This window comes from Lacinutrix sp. Hel_I_90, assembly GCF_000934685.1.
Taxonomy (GTDB): domain Bacteria; phylum Bacteroidota; class Bacteroidia; order Flavobacteriales; family Flavobacteriaceae; genus Lacinutrix.
This window is the reverse complement of the sequence record NZ_JYNQ01000001.1, coordinates 2,129,317-2,146,043: the sequence shown is the minus strand read 5'-3', so window position 1 is coordinate 2,146,043 and position 16,727 is coordinate 2,129,317. Positions and strand designations below refer to the sequence as shown.

The following is a 16,727-nucleotide window of genomic DNA, read 5'->3' as shown; positions in this document are numbered from 1 at the left end:
GACAAGCTGAGATTGACACAAAACTATAAGTTGTATTTTGGTAGTATTGTAATACTACTTTATAAATAAGACAAATAGAAACTAAATATCACACTGCGCTTGGCCTGTACTAAGCTAAGTCGAAGTATCGAAGTGTTGTTGAAATGAATATTTAAATAAAAATGAAAGACTTTCAAAATAAAAATTATTGGGCACTCATTTTAGGAGGCTCAAGTGGATTGGGCCTGGCAACAGCAAAAAAGTTAGCCAAACACGGGATGAATATCTGTATTATTCACCGAAACTCAAGAGCTCAGGAAGAAACCATTAACTCAGAATTTGAAACGATTAAATCGGAAGGCATTCAGTTTAAATCTTACAATGTGGATGCCTTTAAAGAAGAAAAACGAAACGCGATTATTTCAGAATTAAAAGTTCTTTTAGGCGTTGAAGGAAAAATAAGAACCTTAGTGCATAGTGTGGCTAAAGGAAACTTGAAACCCATGCTTGATGATGAAAAACCAACCCTAAAAAACGATGATTTCAATTTAACAATAAATGCGATGGCCATTAGTTTATACGATTGGACTAAAGCTGTTTTTGACGAACAGTTATTTGAAGAAGATTCGAGAATTATCAGTTTTACAAGTGAAGGCAATACTAAAGCCTGGAAAAACTACGCAGCAGTATCTGCCGCAAAAGTAACTTTAGAAGCCATTACCAGAAATATTGCTTTGGAGTTCGCGCCTTTTGGAATTCGTGCCAATTGTATTCAAGCTGGAGTGACAGATACTGCTTCATTACGCATGATTCCAGGGAGTGAAAAAATTAAAGAACATAGCTTAATGCGCAATCCGTTTAAACGATTAACACTGCCTGAAGATGTTGCTAATGCGGTTTACCTTTTGTGTAAAGATGAAGCGGGTTGGATTAACGGTTGTGTGATTCCTGTGGATGGTGGTGAGCATATTAGTTAAGTAAATTATTGAATGCAGAACTCACCCGTTTTCAAAATGGTTGAGGTCTTATTAAGAAAACACAATGACATCAAATCAAATCATTAAACTGTTACCATACAAACATCCGTTTCTGTTTGTAGATGAATTAACTGAAATTTATTCGGAAGGTATTACAGGCCATTACCATTTCAGAACAGACGAATACTTTTACCAAGGGCATTTCAAAAAGACCGCAGTCACTCCAGGAGTGATTCTAACAGAATGTATGGCGCAAATCGGTCTTGTGTGTTTAGGTATTTATATGCTCAAAGCAGAATTGTCAGAAGAAAAACAGCTTCAAATAGCTTTAACGTCGAGTCAAGTTGATTTTTTTATTCCAGTGTATCCAGATGACATAGTGACTGTGATTTCAGAAAAAGAGGTGTTTCGGTTTAATAAATTGAAGTGTAAAGTAAAGATGTTAAATGAAAAAGGAGAGTTGGTGTGTCGTGGCCAAATTTCAGGGATGATAAAAACGTAATCAAAAGATAAATAAATTGAAATGTCACACTGAGCTCTGCCTGTACTGAGCGCAGTCGAAGAATCGAAGTGTGCTACGAACTAAAATTAATTAGATTTCCATCTTCTCGAAAATAGAAAAATGAATAAAAAAAGAGTCGTGATTACAGGTTTAGGAGTCGTTGCACCAAATGGTGTAGGTCTCCATGCATTTACGGAAGCCATAAAAAACGGAGCCTCCGGAATTACGTTTCATCAACAGTTAGCCGACTTAAATTTCTCCTGCTGCATTGGCGGGATTCCACAAATTTCCGAAGAAAAAAAATTAGAGTATCTCACACCTTTACAACTGCGCGGATTCAATAGTTCTGGAATACTCTATGGTTGCATGGCTGGAATGGATGCCTGGAGAGATGCTGGATTTGAGGTGGATTCTGATAGTACATTAGATTTTGATAGCGGCACCGTTTTTGGAACAGGAACTTCTGGTGTAGAAAAATTTAGAGAAGCCATTTATAAGTTGGACGACAAACAAGTTAAACGCTTAGGAAGCACAGTCGTTGTGCAAACCATGGCAAGTGGAATTAGTGCGTTTTTAGGCGGTATTTTAGGCTTAGGGAATCAAGTGACCACGAATTCTTCGGCGTGTACCACAGGAACTGAAGCGATTTTAATGGGTTACGAACGCATCAAAAACGGACAAGCAAAACGCATGCTCGTTGGTAGTTGTAGTGATGACGGCCCTTATATTTGGGGCGGCTTTGATGCCATGCGTGTTATGACCTATAAACATAACGAATCCCCAGAACAAGGCTCACGACCAATGAGTGCCACTGCCTCTGGTTTTGTGCCAGGAAGTGGTGCTGGTGCTTTAGTTTTAGAAAGCTTAGAAAGTGCTTTAGCGCGAAAAGCGAACATTTATGCTGAGGTTTTAGGTGGTAACATCAATTCTGGTGGACAACGAAACGGAGGCACCATGACAGCCCCCAATGCTGAAGCTGTACAGCGTTGCATAAAAGATGCTCTAAAAGATTCAAAAATTTCTGCGGAAGCTATTGATACGATTAACGGTCATCTAACGGCAACTTCAAAAGATAGCTTAGAGATTGAAAACTGGACCAAAGCGTTAAACCGAAAAGGCAATGGTTTCCCTTATATTAATTCCTTAAAATCGATGGTTGGACATTGTTTAGCTGCAGCTGGAAGTATAGAAAGTGTGGCTACAGTATTGCAAATTAAAGAACAGTTTGTCTTTCCAAATAGTAATTGTGACGATGTACATCCCGAGATTTTAGCACTTATTTCTGAAGAAAAAATAGTAAAAAAAATGTTGAAAACAGAACTTAATATTGCGGCGAAAGCGAGCTTTGGTTTTGGCGATGTCAATGCTTGTGTTATCTTTAAGAAGTATAATTAATGGAGTCTTCGATACTCAGTACAGGCTAGCTCAGACGGACATTCAATTTCAGCATTGGCCTTATAACCCATTAAACAAAAAAGAATATTAACAAATAAAAATACAGCTGTCACACTGAGCTTGTCGAAGTGTATCTATCGCTATTGACAAATTAAATTATGAATGTCAAACTTAGCTAAGTAAAGATTAGCTCAGACTGCCCAGTTATTTCAGTGCTGTCTGTTTACAACATTGCCAATTAGGAGTACCGTTGTCACACTGAGCTTGTCGAAGTGTATCTACCGCTAGTGACAAAAAAAATCATGAATGTCAAACTTATCTAAGTAAAGATTAGCTCAGACTGGCCAGTTATTTCAGTATTGTCGGTTTTACAACATTGCCAATTGGGAGTACCGTTGTCACACTGAGCCTGTCGAAGTGCTACTAGACATAATTAAGGGAGTCTTCGATACTTCGCCTGTGCTCAGTACAGGCTGGCTCAGACGGACATCTAGTTCCAGCTTTGTCTTTAAACCGAAATAGACAAATAAATTTATAATGTCACACTGAGCTTGTCGAAGTGAAAGCAGATATAATTATTAAAGTATCGAAGTGCTCATAATATGTAATATAACAGCCAATTATAAGTTAAGCTGTCACACTGAGCTTGTCGAAGTGTATAATCCAAATAAAGAATTATTAAAATGAAATTCTATTACGTCTATATCCTTTCATGCGCAGATAAAACCTATTATACAGGAATGACGAACGATTTAGAAAGACGACTCATGCAACATAAATCTGGTCACAAAAAAGAATCGTATACAGCGTCTAGATTACCTGTTAAGCTACTTTGGTATTTACCCTGTGAAAACCCAAAAGAAGCTATTAAAATTGAAAAGCAAATAAAAGGATGGTCTCAAAGGAAGAAAAAAGCATTGATTGATGAAAATTGGCAAGATTTGATTGAATTCTCAAAAAACTATACTCAAAATAATAACCGTATTTAGTTAATTATCGAAGTGCAAATAGATTTCATTAATCAAGTCTTCGACAGGCTCAGACTGACTTCTAGTTCCAGCTTTGTCTTTAGAACGAAATTAAACAAAAACCGAAATAGACAAATAAATCTATAATGTCACACTGAGCTTGTCGAAGTGAAAGCAGACATAATTATTAAAGTATCGAAGTGATCATAATATGTAATATAACAGCCAATTAGGAGTACCGTTGTCACACTGAGCTTGTCGAAGTGCTACTAGACATAATTAAGGCAGTCTTCGGTACTTCGACTACGCTCAGTACAGGCTATCTCAGACTGACATTTAGTTCCTGTTTTGTCTATACAACTAAATCAAGTTGCTATCGACATTGACAAATAAAATTATGAATGTCACACTGAGCTTGTCGAAGTGTTTTTCTTATATTTACTAAAACCCTTAAACTAAAAAGAATATTATTTTCTTAGAAATAAATATGACCAAAGACACACTAATCGCCAAATTAAAAACCATCGTCCAACCTTATATTCAAGACGAAGACGCCTTTAAAAATCTTAATGAAAACACAGATTTCATTAACGATTTAAAAATAAACTCTGCCAATTTAGTAGATGTAATCTTAGATGTCGAAGATGAATTTGACATTCGCATTGAAAATGACGATATGGAAAAAATGATCTCCGTAAAAGCAGCCATGGACCTTGTAAATGAAAAGTTAGCTGCTAAATGATTGGCAATGACATTATTGATTTAAAACAAGCGGCTAAAGATTCTCCCGATAGCTATCGAGATGGTAAAAGATACCAGCGTTTTTTAGACAAAGTATTTACTAAAAAAGAACAACAACTTATTTCTAATTCTAAAGACCAATACCAAGTGGTTTGGTTGCTTTGGAGTATGAAAGAAGCGGCTTATAAAGTGAATGTACAGCAGTTTGGGAAACGGTTTTTTAATCCGAAACGGTTGGAGTGTGAGTTGTTTTATAATAATAAAGGGCAAGTTACTATTGATGGAAACCTATATTTTACACTGTCAATGGCTACAGAGGAGTTTATTCATTCTATTGCGACTTTAGAACCTGAACATTATTTTAAAAGTGCATGGTTTAAAGTTGAAAGCTTAGATTATAAAACACAAAGCAAAACACTCAAAAAAAAATTGTTAGAGTCTTTAAATATTGATTTTTTGGAACTTAGAAAAGATAGTTTAGGAGTGCCAATATTATTTCTAGAGTCACAAGAATTAGATATATCTATTTCTTTCTCACATCATGGGAGTTTTAGTTCTTACTCTATTTTATGATTTCTAAATAAAGGGAAGAATTGATTTTTAGATCTTTTTTACTCTCAAAAAACACGGTTTCACCATCCAAATCTGCTTCAATTAAATAATAAGCACCTTTAAAATAGCTTTGTTTTACTGTTACTTTTAAAGGAGAATGCGTTATCATTTTTAGCTGGTGGGCATAGACAATAGTGCCATTTATAACATTAAACTCCCCAAAGAAGGCTGCGATTAATGGTGTTTTAGGATTTTTATATAAATGTTCAGGAGTCTCGTTTGCTTCAATTTTATTATTATTTAAAACAAACATCCGGTCTGCAAAACCCAAAACATCGTCTTTATCATGAGTCGCTACAATACAGGTGATGTTTTTTTCTTTTAGATAGCTAAAAACATTCCGACGTAACGATTGTTTTTTAAAATTATCAATATGGCTAAATGGCTCATCTAATAATAGAATCTCGGGCGCATTAGCTAACGCTCTCGCCAAAGCGACCCGCTGTTTTTGTCCGCCACTTAAGCGTTTTACTTTAGTATTTGCAAAAGCTTTTAATTCTACAACATCAAGTAATTCGTCAACACGTTGTTGCTTCTCCTCTTTATAAAAGTTAGACAGGTGTTTTCCTATGTTTTCTGCTACAGAAATAAAAGGCATGAGTTCAAATTCTTGGGCGACGTATTTCATGAAATCGTTACCAATAACTAGATTATATTTAGGTCCTAGAATGGCTTCAGTTTTCCAAAATATTTGTCCGTGATCTAAATCGTATTCACCACGTAACACTTTTAATAAGGTGCTTTTTCCAGAGCCACTTTCGCCAATGATAGCGATAGACTCCCCTGGTTCAGCTTGAAAAGAAAGGTTTTTTAAAACCGGTGTTTTTTGATAAGAAAAAGAGAGGTTTTTTACTTTTAACATGGTCAAGCAAAAATAAAACAAAAAAGTCGTTCTAAATTAGAACGACTCTTTTTTTAATCAAAGGGATAGAATGACTATTCAACAACAATATTGCTATTGTATATTTTGTAGGTGCCATCTTCTTGTTTTATACAGGCTTTGTATTCGCCTTTATAAACTTTAAAAATAATTTCATCCCCTTCATTAGTTGTAATGACATTCTTTCCGTCGCCAAAATGGCGTAAGGTTTTTACATCATTTTCATAAATATAAATTTCGGGTTTAACGTAAAGGTCTAAGGACGCGATTCCAGACAGAACATTAGGAACGAAATTTTGAATCTCTATTTTAGAATAGGTGATGGGATCTTTTTCTTTATAAGTATAAATTCCCGCTGGAATCGTTAGAAGATAAGCCGAGTTAGGCGTTACCTTAACAGTGATTAAATTTTCGGGGCTTTCAAGTGTTTTAGCGCTTTCAAAACGACTGAATACCGGTTTATAATCTGAAGTCCACAAGTCGAAAAAGCCAGTATTATCTTTAACTAATTCTAAATAGTTGTTTGCCGCTTCTAAATCTTTTTTTAACAAACTAGCAGAGGTTAAATTGGCATAAATTACTCGATGCTTTATTTTGTCTTTTACTTTTTTCCCAAAATCAACGTCTAGTTGAGCCTTCCAAAACGCTATGGCTTTATCTAAGTTAGCGGTATCATTAGTGTTTGCTATTATGGCATCGATTAAAGGTTGAGACGCTACAGTAAAACGCTCTGCAGCATCATCCTTGGTTTTTTTAAAGACACCGAAAGGTATTTTTAAATCTGCACTCCCAGAAAATAAATGTTCATAATTTTTAAGTAAATTCTCTACATGTTCTGTGACAATTTTTGCTTTAGCAACATTTCTGGTATCCCTATTGGCCATGCTATATTTTTCGGGATTGTCAGTAACATGTTTTTCAACAACATCTTCAATTGTAAGTAATAACTTATCGTTTTTATCTAAAACCATAATAAGGTACGAGCCATTTAAAATAAGTTCAGCTTGTCCTGTTTTAAGTTGGTTACCGGAAAAACCAACGATGATTTGTAGATCTCCATTTTCGTTTACTTGTTGTAAACCACTTAATTTTAAGCCATCTGTATTAGAGGCTAATGCAGGGAATGCTTCGGTTGGCGTGTAATTCCAATAGGCGCCATCATCTTGAATGGTATAACTGAAGGTTTTAGTATTTTTAAGAAAATCAGGTTGCTCAAAAGAAGCGGTTACTGCTTGAGAAGTTACATCTGCTTTTTGTGCATGAGATAGCGTTGCGCAAAATATAGCAGCTATTGATAATAGTTTTTTCATATAAGATAGGTTTTTTAAAAAATTCAGGCAAAAATACTATAAAAAGGGTTGCGCCAAACATAGGCGGAACCCTTTTAAAAATTGTATTTTATAATTATGCTTTTTAGAATTAATCTTTAAACGTTTCTATTTTGGTTGGCAGCACATCAAAACCCATATTGTATAAGGTGAAGCCAAAAATATCTGCGGCTTGTTCTATCGTTTTACTTACTGGTGTTCCTGCACCATGTCCGGCATCTGTCTCAATACGAATGAGTGTTGGGTTATTTCCTGTTTGTTTGCTCTGTAACTCAGCAGCAAACTTAAAGCTATGTGCTGGTACCACACGGTCATCATGATCCCCTGTGGTAATTAAGGTTGCGGGATAGTGTACTCCTGCTTTTACATTATGAACTGGCGAGTAGCCTTTTAAATAGTCAAACATTTCTTTACTGTCTTCGGCTGTGCCATAATCGTAAGCCCAACCGGCGCCTGCTGTAAAGGTGTGATAACGCAACATGTCTAAAACACCTACCGCTGGTAAGGCGACCTTCATTAAATCAGGACGTTGGGTCATTGTTGCACCAACTAACAATCCGCCATTAGAGCCACCACTAATCGCTAGATAGGCTGATGAGGTATATTTTTTGTCTATAAGGTACTCAGCAGCAGCAATAAAATCATCAAACACATTTTGTTTTTTTAATTGTGTCCCGGCGTCGTGCCATGCTCTGCCATATTCTCCACCGCCTCGTAAGTTTGGTACAGCATAAATGCCGCCTTGTTCCATCCATACAGCATTGGTGATGCTAAATCCAGGGGTTAAACTAACATTGAATCCACCGTAACCATAAAGAATGGTCGGGTTTTGTCCGTTAAGAACGATTCCTTTTTTATGTGTAATAATCATTGGTACTTTTGTGCCATCTTTTGAAGTGTAAAACACCTGATTACTTTCATAGTCTTCTGGATTGAAATCTATGGCCGGCTTGCGGTATAGCTCTGAAGTTCCTTTTTCAATATCATAGTTATAAATATTTCCAGGAGTTACATAATTTGTAAAGGAGTAATACAATTCTTTTTCTTCCTTTTTGGCACTAAACCCTCCAACAGATCCTAGGCCAGGCAATTCAACGTCTCGCACTAACTTTCCTGTATAGTCATATTGCATTACTTTAGAGACAGCGTCTACCATATATTCGGCAAAAAAGTAGCCACCTGCAGTAGATGGACTCAGGACGTTTTCGGTTTCCGGAATAAAATCTTTCCATTGGTCTGGTGTTGGATTAGAGGCATCAACTGTTACAATCTTCTGGTTTGGCGCCTCACGATTGGTCACTAAATACAAGGTGGTTCCTACGTTTTCAATAACATACGTATTGCTGTCTGTGTCACCCATAATTTCAATGAATTTTGAGTTAGGCTGCGTTAAATCTTTTATATATAATTTATTACCTGACGTTGAGCTACGCGGCGATATTAGTAAATACCTGTTATCTTCGGTCACACTACCAGAAATGTATCTGTGCTTTTCTTCTGGCGTATTGCCATAAATGATGTCATCGTCTTTTTGTGACGTTCCTAATTTGTGATAGTATACTTTGTGCTGATCTGTTTTTGCAGATAATTCGCTCCCTTTAGGCTTATCGTAGCTAGAATAGTAAAAGCCTTCGTTTTTATACCAAGACATGCCACTAAATTTAACATCGATTATGGTGTCTCCAATTATTGCTTTGGTTTCAGCATTCATGATCAAGATTTTTCGCCAATCGCTTCCGCCTTCAGAAATTGAATAGGCTAAGGTTTTTCCGTCTTTAGAAAAACTTAGTCCTCCAAGAGAAATGGTGCCATCTTCTTTAAAGGTGTTTGGATCTAGAAAGATAGTCGCTGTTTCTGGAGCTTCCCCAGTTTTATATCGGTAGATCACATATTGATTCTGAAGCCCATTATTTTTATAAAAATAGGTGTAATCGCCTTCTTTAAAAGGCGCGCCTATTTTTTCGTAATTCCATAATTTTTCTAGACGGGCTTTTAATTCCTCGCGAAAGGGGATGGCCTCTAAATAGCCAAAAGTCGTTTTATTTTGTGCTTTTACCCAGGCTTCGGTCTCAGCGCTTCTGTCCTCTTCTAACCAACGATAAGGATCTTTAATTTCGGTTCCAAAATAGTTTGTTACAGTATCTACTGTTTCCGTTTTCGGGTAGTCTATTGTGATTTCTTTTCGTGTTTTTTGTTCTTCTTTACAAGACATAATCAGTAAAAATGTTAGTAAGCAAAGTGCTGTTTTTTTCATGAAATTTTAGTTTTAAGGACATAAATGTAAACAAAAAAGCGCTTGTGATTTGTACACAAGCGCTTTTTTAGCCTCAGGCTATAATTAAAAAAGCTATATAAGATTGTTGTTTACTAGGTACTCGGCAATCTGCACGGTATTTGTAGCAGCACCTTTTCGTAAATTATCACTAACAATCCACAGGTTTAAAGTATTAGGTTGCGATCCATCACGACGAATACGACCAACAAAAACATCATCTTTTCCATTGGCGTATAATGGCATAGGATAGGTATTTGTGTCTAAATTATCTTGCACGGTAACTCCATCAGTCTGGCTTAATAGCTGTCTGACCTCATTAATATCAAAATCGTTTTCAAATTCCACATTCACCGCCTCACTGTGTCCGCCAGCAGTTGGAATACGCACAGCTGTCGCTGTAACAGCAATGGTTTTATCATCGAGAATTTTTTGTGTCTCACGAACCAATTTCATTTCTTCTTTTGTGTACCCATTCTCTTCAAAAACATCACAATGTGGAATGGCGTTTCTGTTTATAGGATAATGGTATGCCATTTCTCCTTTTATGCCTGCTAATTCATTTTCTAATTGTTGAACAGCTTTTACGCCAGTTCCAGAAATGGATTGGTAGGTAGAAACAACGATACGTTTAATTTTATATTTTTTGTGCAACGGGGCTAATGCCATAACCATTTGAATGGTTGAGCAATTAGGGTTCGCTATGATTTTATCATTTTTAGTTAAAGCTGAAGCATTAATTTCTGGCACAATTAATTTTTTATCATGATCCATTCTGAAAGCTGAAGAATTATCGATAACCGTCGTACCAACAGCCGCAAATTTTGGAGCCCATTCTAAAGCGGTATTTCCACCTGCAGAAAATAATGCAACATCAGGTTTCATCGCTACAGCTGTTTCAAGACCAACAATAGTGCATTCCTTATTTTTGAAGGTTATTTTTTTACCAACAGATTTTTCTGAAGCTACAGGAATAAATTCTGTAATTTTAAAATTGCGTTCTTCTAAGACTTTACGCATTACTTCGCCAACCATGCCTGTGACACCAACTACAGCTAATTTCATAAATAATTTATTTTTTCATTTCCGTGTAGACGAAAATTTTATTTTATAATAAATACAAGTTACAAAGCTATTATATTTCTCTGTTTTACAGTTTAAAACCCAATAAAATTTTCATAAAATAAATCTCAAAAAATCGGTTGTGCTACGGCACAACCGATTTAATATTAAGTTTATGTAAACAGATTACTTTTTTAAAGCATCTCTAATTTCTTTAAGTAAATCAATTTCTGATGGACCAGCTGGTGCTGCGGGAGCAGGTGGTGTTTTGGTTTTGTTGTAAGCCTTAACAATTAGGAATAACACGAAACCTACAATAATTAAATTTATTATGGTATTAATCCACTTTCCGTACATAATAGCATTTTCAGGTTTAGTAACTGTACCATCTGCTGCAATTACGGCATTGTCAAGTATGATTTTCATATCAGCAAAATCTAATCCGCCGGAGAAATGACCAACAATAGGCATCATAATATCAGATACGAAGCCTTTTACTACAAGACTCATTGCTCCTGCTAATAAAACGGCTACAGCTAAATCTATGACATTTCCTGTCATAATAAATTTCTTAAATTCTTTAAGCATTATTTTAAGTTTTAAATTAGTTAATCATTTAAACAGGTCTTAATTGCGTTGGATTTTTAACGAAATTAGAAAAAATTAAGACAACCTAAAAAATAATTAGCGAAGAAACACACGTTTTACACGTTGAGAGACAGCGGTAATGATTTCATATGAAATGGAATTAATACTTCCAGAAAGTTGGTTTGCAGTATGTTCTGGACCAAAAACGATAACCTCATCACCTTCTTCACAATCAATGTTGGTAGTGTCTACCATAATCATATCCATACAAACGTTGCCAAGAATTGCTGCTTTTTTTCCATTAATAAAAACAAAGCCTTTTCCATTTCCAAATTGTCTACTAATACCATCTGCATGACCAATAGGCAAGGTTGCAGTTTTTATTGGTTCGGTAGCTTTAAACGCACGGTTGTAGCCTAAAGTATCGCCAACCTTCAAGGTGTGGATTTGTGAAATAATAGTTTTTAAGGTTGCAATTGGTTTTAAATAGCTGTCAAATTTAGGATCATTACCAAAACCATATAAACCAATGCCGCTTCGAACCATATCGAAATGTGCCTCGGGATAGTTTAAAATACCAGAAGTATTACTTTGATGCAGTAAGGGTTGGTATCCTAAACCTTTTGTTACTTTTTTTGCTATACTTTTAAAGGTTTCAATTTGGTTTAGCGTAAACATTTTTTCTTCGAGAACCTCGCTGGCAGCTAAATGTGAAAAGAGCGACTTTACTTTAATAGCATCATTTTTATCCAGTATGTTGAGTACGGTTTCTGTTTCAGATTCAGCAAAGCCTAGTCTATTTAAACCCGTATTAAACTTTATGTGTACTGGATAATTTTTTTGTTTTAAGTCTTTTGCAACCGCGACAAAGGCTTTTAAAACACGTGACGAATAGAGACTAGGTTCTAAACAGTGTTCTATTAATGTTTTAAAATTAAAAGGTAGCGGGTGTAATACCAAAATGGGTGTGCGAATACCAGCCTTACGCAATGCAATGCCTTCATCGGCATAAGCAACAGCAAAATAATCTACGCCTAAATGCTCAAGATACTTTGCAATTTCGACCGTATCGCTACCATAGGCAAAGGCTTTAACAACAGCCAAGAATTTGGTGTCGTTTTTTAGTTTAGATTTAATAAAGGCAACATTGTATTTTAATGACTTTAAATCTATTTCGAGAATAGTCTCCTGCGCTTTAGGCATCTGGTTTTTTTTGTTTTGCAGTAAGGTCTTCAGCATCTTTCACCTTCATCGTTCTTATTTTCTCACGCATCGTTGCTTTGTAATAGGCCGCCCGACTCAATGGTTCATATTCCTCTGTTTCACCAAGAAGAACAAGGTCTTCACTTTTGTTTTTTCTATAACTAAATTGTGCTAAATTCCCTGTTCGGGTGCAGACCGCATGCACTTTAGTAACATATTCGGCGGTTGCCATTAGATTTGGCATCGGGCCAAAAGGATTGCCTTTAAAATCCATGTCTAATCCTGCGACAATAACGCGAACCCCCTTGTTTGCTAAATCATTGCATACCCTAACGATTTCATCATCAAAAAACTGAGCTTCGTCAATTCCAACCACGTCACATCCATCTGCTAAAATAGGAATATTAGCAGCTGCTGGAACTGGGGTTGAACGAATTTCATTGGCATCATGTGAGACCACCATTTCGTCGTCATAACGCACATCTATAGCAGGCTTAAAGATTTCTACTTTTTGCTTAGCAAATTGGGCGCGTTTAAGTCTGCGAATGAGTTCTTCAGTTTTACCTGAGAACATTGAGCCACAAATGACTTCAATCCAACCAAATTGTTCTTTTTGATTTACTGTATTTTCAAGAAACATTTCGTAATTTTAACACTAGAATAAAACGCAATTATCGTTTTGATAAAGATGGCTCAAATTTATTAAAAATCAAAAGGCTAAATTGCAATAAATACAAATAATTATAAAACTTTAAGTAATGAAGAAGAAGTTAGAATCAGAATTAATGAGCATTGCTCATAAGATTCTTAAACTAAAGGGCAAGGAAGATATTAATAAACTGCACGCAGAAGTCGCTGCACTTTATGAAAAATTAACGGTTTTAAAATTTGCACAAGAAAATTTTGAAGAACAGCTTCCAACTATTGGTAACGACTCTTCATTTTTTGATATGCTGGATACTGCGTTTAATAATAAAGTGAGTGATAATATAGAGGTAGGAAATAAAACCTATGTTAATTTGGATGACTCTGATGAAGAGGAAATTACCGAGCCTTTGATGGAAAAAATAAAGGATATTGTAGCACAAATGCCTGAAGAGACACAAATTGTTGATGCTATTTTTGATGAGGTGAATGCAAGAATGAAGTTTCATAAAAATGATTTTGAAGACATCACTGCCGATTTTAAACATGTGCCTGTATTTGATAAAGTGGGTAATAAAAAAACTGAGGCAGAAAAGAAATCCTTAAACGACAAACTAAAATCTGGAGGATTAAAAATAGGACTGAATGACAAATTAGCATTTATAAAGTTTTTATTTGATGGCAAACACGAGGATTATCATCGTGTGATTTCTCAACTGAATACCACGGCAAGTTTTGATGAAGCCATAAAGTTTATTCAAACCCAAATAAAACCAGAATACGATTTTTGGACTGGCAAAGAAGAAGTCTCTGAGCGTTTTATGGAAATTATTGAAGCACGGTTTAGCTAAAAAACCAATTAATCTAAGCACATGAAAATGCAAAAAACTATTTATTGCACAGCCACAGCATTATTTAAGTGCGCTGATGCTGTATTCCGTTGCGATGTATTTATAGAAAAGCAATTAAAAAAAAATGAGTAAACTCTACATCGTACCTACACCCATTGGTAATCTAGAAGACATGACCTTTAGAGCCATTTCTGTTTTAAAGGCTGCCGATTATATTTTAGCTGAAGACACCAGAACTTCAGGCAAATTGTTAAAGCATTTTGAGGTCAACACTCCAATGCAAAGTCACCACATGCACAATGAGCATAAAACAGTGGCAAGACTCATAGAGCGCTTAAAAAGTGGAGAAACCATAGCTTTAATTAGTGATGCTGGAACACCAGCGATTTCAGATCCTGGGTTTTTACTTACTCGTGCTTGTGTAGAGAACAATATTGAGGTGGATTGTTTGCCAGGGGCGACTGCCTTTGTTCCAGCCTTAGTAAACTCAGGGCTTCCAAACGATAAATTTGTTTTTGAAGGCTTTTTGCCAGTGAAAAAAGGGAGGCAAACGCGCTTGATGTTGTTAGCCGAAGAAACCCGAACAATCATTTTTTACGAAAGTCCACATAAGCTCATTAAAACTTTAGGACATTTTTGTGAGTTTTTTGGTGATGACAGGCCGGTTTCGGTATCACGAGAATTGACAAAACTATACGAAGAAACCATTCGTGGTACTGCAAAAGAAGTTCTTCAACATTACACGAACAAACCACCAAAAGGCGAAATAGTTATTGTCGTAGGTGGAAAAAAGTAACTATTAGTTTACCTTATAATCAGTAAAAAAAATGTTAAAAAAAACAGGTCTTCTCATCACTATTGTACTAGTGTTACTGAATTGTAAATCAGTAAATAAAACTCAGGACTTTAAAAATGCCACGGCAGCAGCATTCAATTATTTCGATTTAGTTAATAAACAATTTACTGGAGACATCGCCTACGAAACTACTGCCTTTGTAGAAAAATATTGGCGTGTTGTTGGTAATACGGGCTTTAATAAAAGTATTTATGAAATCGCTAAGCAGCTTGAAAAAGCAGGCTACGCTTTAGAAGAAAACGCTTTGCCAGAAAGTGTGTTAACGTATCGCATAGAGAAACGGCCGCTTAAAGACCCAACCTGGGAACCTGTTTCTGCCATTGTAAATATTCAAGGCGAGAAAGAACCTTTATTGTACCAATTAACGAACCGAAATATGGTGGCTTTAAATTCGTATAGCACACCAAAAGAAGGCGTTACGGCTGAGGTTATTTATATATCAGATTTAAAGACCCTAAAAGATACGGCGGTAAAAGGTAAAATAGTTTTTGTAGAATCAAGTCCTGCAAGGGTGTTTCAAACTGCAGTTGTCGAAGGTGGAGCACTAGGTGTTTTATCGTACAGCAACCCCAGTTATTTACAACCAGAAAAAAACACAACTTCTATTCAGTTTCGTTCTATTCCTTTAAATCAAGACGTAAAAGGCTGGGCCATTGCACTGTCTTACAAAGCTAAAGAACGATTAAAGACCCGTTTAAGTAATGGCGCAGTAACATTAAATGTAGCTATTGTGACGAAAGTCTATGATTCTGAAGAATTAACCATTGTTGCCGATATTAAAGGCTCAAAAAGACCTGATGAACGCTTGGTTTTTAGTGCTCACGTTCAAGAACCAGGAGCAAACGATAATGCGACAGGAGTGGGCGTAGCTTTAGAAATGGCTTCATTAACGGCAAAACTAATTAGAGCAGAAAAAATCAGACCGCAGCGTACCTTGACTTTCCTTTGGGGTGATGAAATAATATCTACAAAACGTTATGTAGAAGAAGATACAATACGCGCAAAAGATATAAAATGGGGGATTAGCTTGGACATGGTTGGAGAAAATACGGCCATTACTGGCGGTTCTTTTTTAATTGAAAAAATGCCAGATCCAAGTGCCGTCTGGACTAGGGGTAACGATAAACACACAGAATGGGGGGGTATGAAAATGAGCTTAGAGCAAATGAAACCACATTACTTAAACGATTTTCTAATTGATATATTCAAGGCACAAGGGAAACGAGCCAACTGGACAGTCAATACAAATCCCTTTGAAGGAGGGAGCGATCATATGCCCTTTTTAAGCGCCAATATACCAAGTGTTTTGTTTTGGCATTTTACAGATCAATTTTATCATACCGATAATGATCGATTAGATAAAGTCTCTAGAGAGACACTTAAAAATGTTGGTACGGCGTCGTTAGTTTCTGCTTTCACGCTTTTAAATTCAGATGAAACTACGGCTAAGGTTATTATAAAGCAAATTGAAGACACAGCAGTAGAACGATTAAATGAAGAGTTAAAACAAAGTAGAATAGCTTTAGACCAAGGAGAAGACTTAAAAACACAAATAGCAATACTAGAAGCTTGGGAAGACTGGTATGTTAAAGCTATTGAAACAACAAGTGATATGGTAGAAGATCAGTCACTTATAAAAGCTGAAATTGAAGCCTCTCAACAGAGCATTCGTGCCAGAGCTAAAATCAGTGTAGCACAAATCAGCAATTAAAAACGCCAGCTTTTTCTTATTCGGTCAAACTTTAGTTTTTTCTTACTAAAAGATTGAACGATTCTTTATTACCTTCATTTTTGAAACTAACAAAAGAAATGAGCCTTTTCAAAATTGCATCACCCATAGAAATGAGTAATAGCGAAAAGTATTTACC

The 16,727-nt window shown here is 35.9% G+C and carries 16 protein-coding genes; 9 read left to right on the top strand and 7 right to left on the bottom strand.

The annotated features are described in order from the left end of the window. Positions 1 to 161 precede the first annotated feature (161 nt). The 6 genes from GQ46_RS09505 (at position 162) to GQ46_RS17135 (ending at position 5,135) form a co-directional block, all read left to right on the top strand. Entirely contained in the window at positions 162 to 956 is a 795-nt protein-coding gene (locus GQ46_RS09505) for an SDR family NAD(P)-dependent oxidoreductase (RefSeq protein WP_044401058.1), read from the top strand. Between the two features lie 64 nt (positions 957 to 1,020). Next, a complete protein-coding gene (locus tag GQ46_RS09500) occupies positions 1,021 to 1,458 on the top strand; it encodes a 3-hydroxyacyl-ACP dehydratase FabZ family protein (RefSeq protein WP_044401055.1) in 438 nt (145 codons plus the stop codon). Between the two features lie 120 nt (positions 1,459 to 1,578). Further along, on the top strand, positions 1,579 to 2,853 hold the full coding sequence (locus tag GQ46_RS09495; RefSeq protein WP_044401053.1) for a beta-ketoacyl synthase: 1,275 nt from the start codon (positions 1,579 to 1,581) through the stop codon (positions 2,851 to 2,853). A 683-nt stretch (positions 2,854 to 3,536) separates the two neighbouring features. Next, entirely contained in the window at positions 3,537 to 3,842 is a 306-nt protein-coding gene (locus tag GQ46_RS09490) for a GIY-YIG nuclease family protein (RefSeq protein ID WP_044401050.1), read from the top strand. Positions 3,843 to 4,308: 466 nt separating this feature from the next. Continuing rightward, positions 4,309 to 4,563 carry an acyl carrier protein gene (locus GQ46_RS09485; RefSeq protein ID WP_044401047.1) on the top strand — a complete coding sequence of 85 codons (255 nt, stop codon included), beginning with the start codon at positions 4,309 to 4,311 and terminating at the stop codon, positions 4,561 to 4,563. Next, positions 4,560 to 5,135 carry a 4'-phosphopantetheinyl transferase superfamily protein gene (locus GQ46_RS17135; RefSeq protein ID WP_052503443.1) on the top strand — a complete coding sequence of 192 codons (576 nt, stop codon included), beginning with the start codon at positions 4,560 to 4,562 and terminating at the stop codon, positions 5,133 to 5,135. The genes GQ46_RS09485 and GQ46_RS17135 overlap by 4 nt, the downstream gene beginning before the upstream one ends. Here GQ46_RS17135 and GQ46_RS09475 read toward each other — a convergent pair. The 7 genes from GQ46_RS09475 to GQ46_RS09445 all read right to left on the bottom strand — a co-directional run bounded on the left by GQ46_RS09475 (position 5,125) and on the right by GQ46_RS09445 (position 13,147). Continuing rightward, a complete protein-coding gene (locus GQ46_RS09475; protein WP_044401044.1) occupies positions 5,125 to 6,036 on the bottom strand; it encodes an ABC transporter ATP-binding protein in 912 nt (303 codons plus the stop codon). The genes GQ46_RS17135 and GQ46_RS09475 overlap by 11 nt on opposite strands. A gap of 74 nt (positions 6,037 to 6,110) precedes the next feature. Next, positions 6,111 to 7,364 carry a hypothetical protein gene (locus GQ46_RS09470; protein WP_044401041.1) on the bottom strand — a complete coding sequence of 418 codons (1,254 nt, stop codon included), beginning with the start codon at positions 7,362 to 7,364 and terminating at the stop codon, positions 6,111 to 6,113. A gap of 109 nt (positions 7,365 to 7,473) precedes the next feature. Beyond that, positions 7,474 to 9,636 (bottom strand): prolyl oligopeptidase family protein, encoded by a 2,163-nt coding sequence (locus tag GQ46_RS09465; RefSeq protein WP_044401038.1) that lies wholly within the window; start codon positions 9,634 to 9,636, stop codon positions 7,474 to 7,476. 93 nt (positions 9,637 to 9,729) lie between these two features. Further along, positions 9,730 to 10,719, bottom strand: a complete 990-nt coding sequence (locus GQ46_RS09460; RefSeq protein WP_044401035.1) for an aspartate-semialdehyde dehydrogenase — start codon at positions 10,717 to 10,719, stop codon at positions 9,730 to 9,732. Between the two features lie 183 nt (positions 10,720 to 10,902). Further along, entirely contained in the window at positions 10,903 to 11,304 is a 402-nt protein-coding gene (gene mscL, locus GQ46_RS09455; protein ID WP_044401032.1) for a large conductance mechanosensitive channel protein MscL, read from the bottom strand. Between the two features lie 96 nt (positions 11,305 to 11,400). Further along, positions 11,401 to 12,507, bottom strand: a complete 1,107-nt coding sequence (alr, locus tag GQ46_RS09450) for an alanine racemase (RefSeq protein WP_044401029.1) — start codon at positions 12,505 to 12,507, stop codon at positions 11,401 to 11,403. After that, positions 12,500 to 13,147, bottom strand: coding sequence for a thymidine kinase (locus GQ46_RS09445; protein WP_044401026.1), 648 nt, complete (start codon positions 13,145 to 13,147; stop codon positions 12,500 to 12,502). The genes alr and GQ46_RS09445 overlap by 8 nt, the downstream gene beginning before the upstream one ends. Positions 13,148 to 13,265: 118 nt before the next feature. Between GQ46_RS09445 and GQ46_RS09440 the strand changes: the two genes are divergently transcribed. The 3 genes from GQ46_RS09440 (at position 13,266) to GQ46_RS09430 (ending at position 16,570) form a co-directional block, all read left to right on the top strand. Continuing rightward, entirely contained in the window at positions 13,266 to 14,003 is a 738-nt protein-coding gene (locus GQ46_RS09440; RefSeq protein ID WP_044401023.1) for a hypothetical protein, read from the top strand. Positions 14,004 to 14,127: 124 nt separating this feature from the next. Then, positions 14,128 to 14,799 (top strand): 16S rRNA (cytidine(1402)-2'-O)-methyltransferase, encoded by a 672-nt coding sequence (gene rsmI / locus GQ46_RS09435; RefSeq protein ID WP_044401020.1) that lies wholly within the window; start codon positions 14,128 to 14,130, stop codon positions 14,797 to 14,799. 31 nt (positions 14,800 to 14,830) lie between these two features. Beyond that, a complete protein-coding gene (locus GQ46_RS09430; protein ID WP_044401017.1) occupies positions 14,831 to 16,570 on the top strand; it encodes a M28 family peptidase in 1,740 nt (579 codons plus the stop codon). The last annotated feature ends 157 nt before the right edge of the window (positions 16,571 to 16,727 follow it).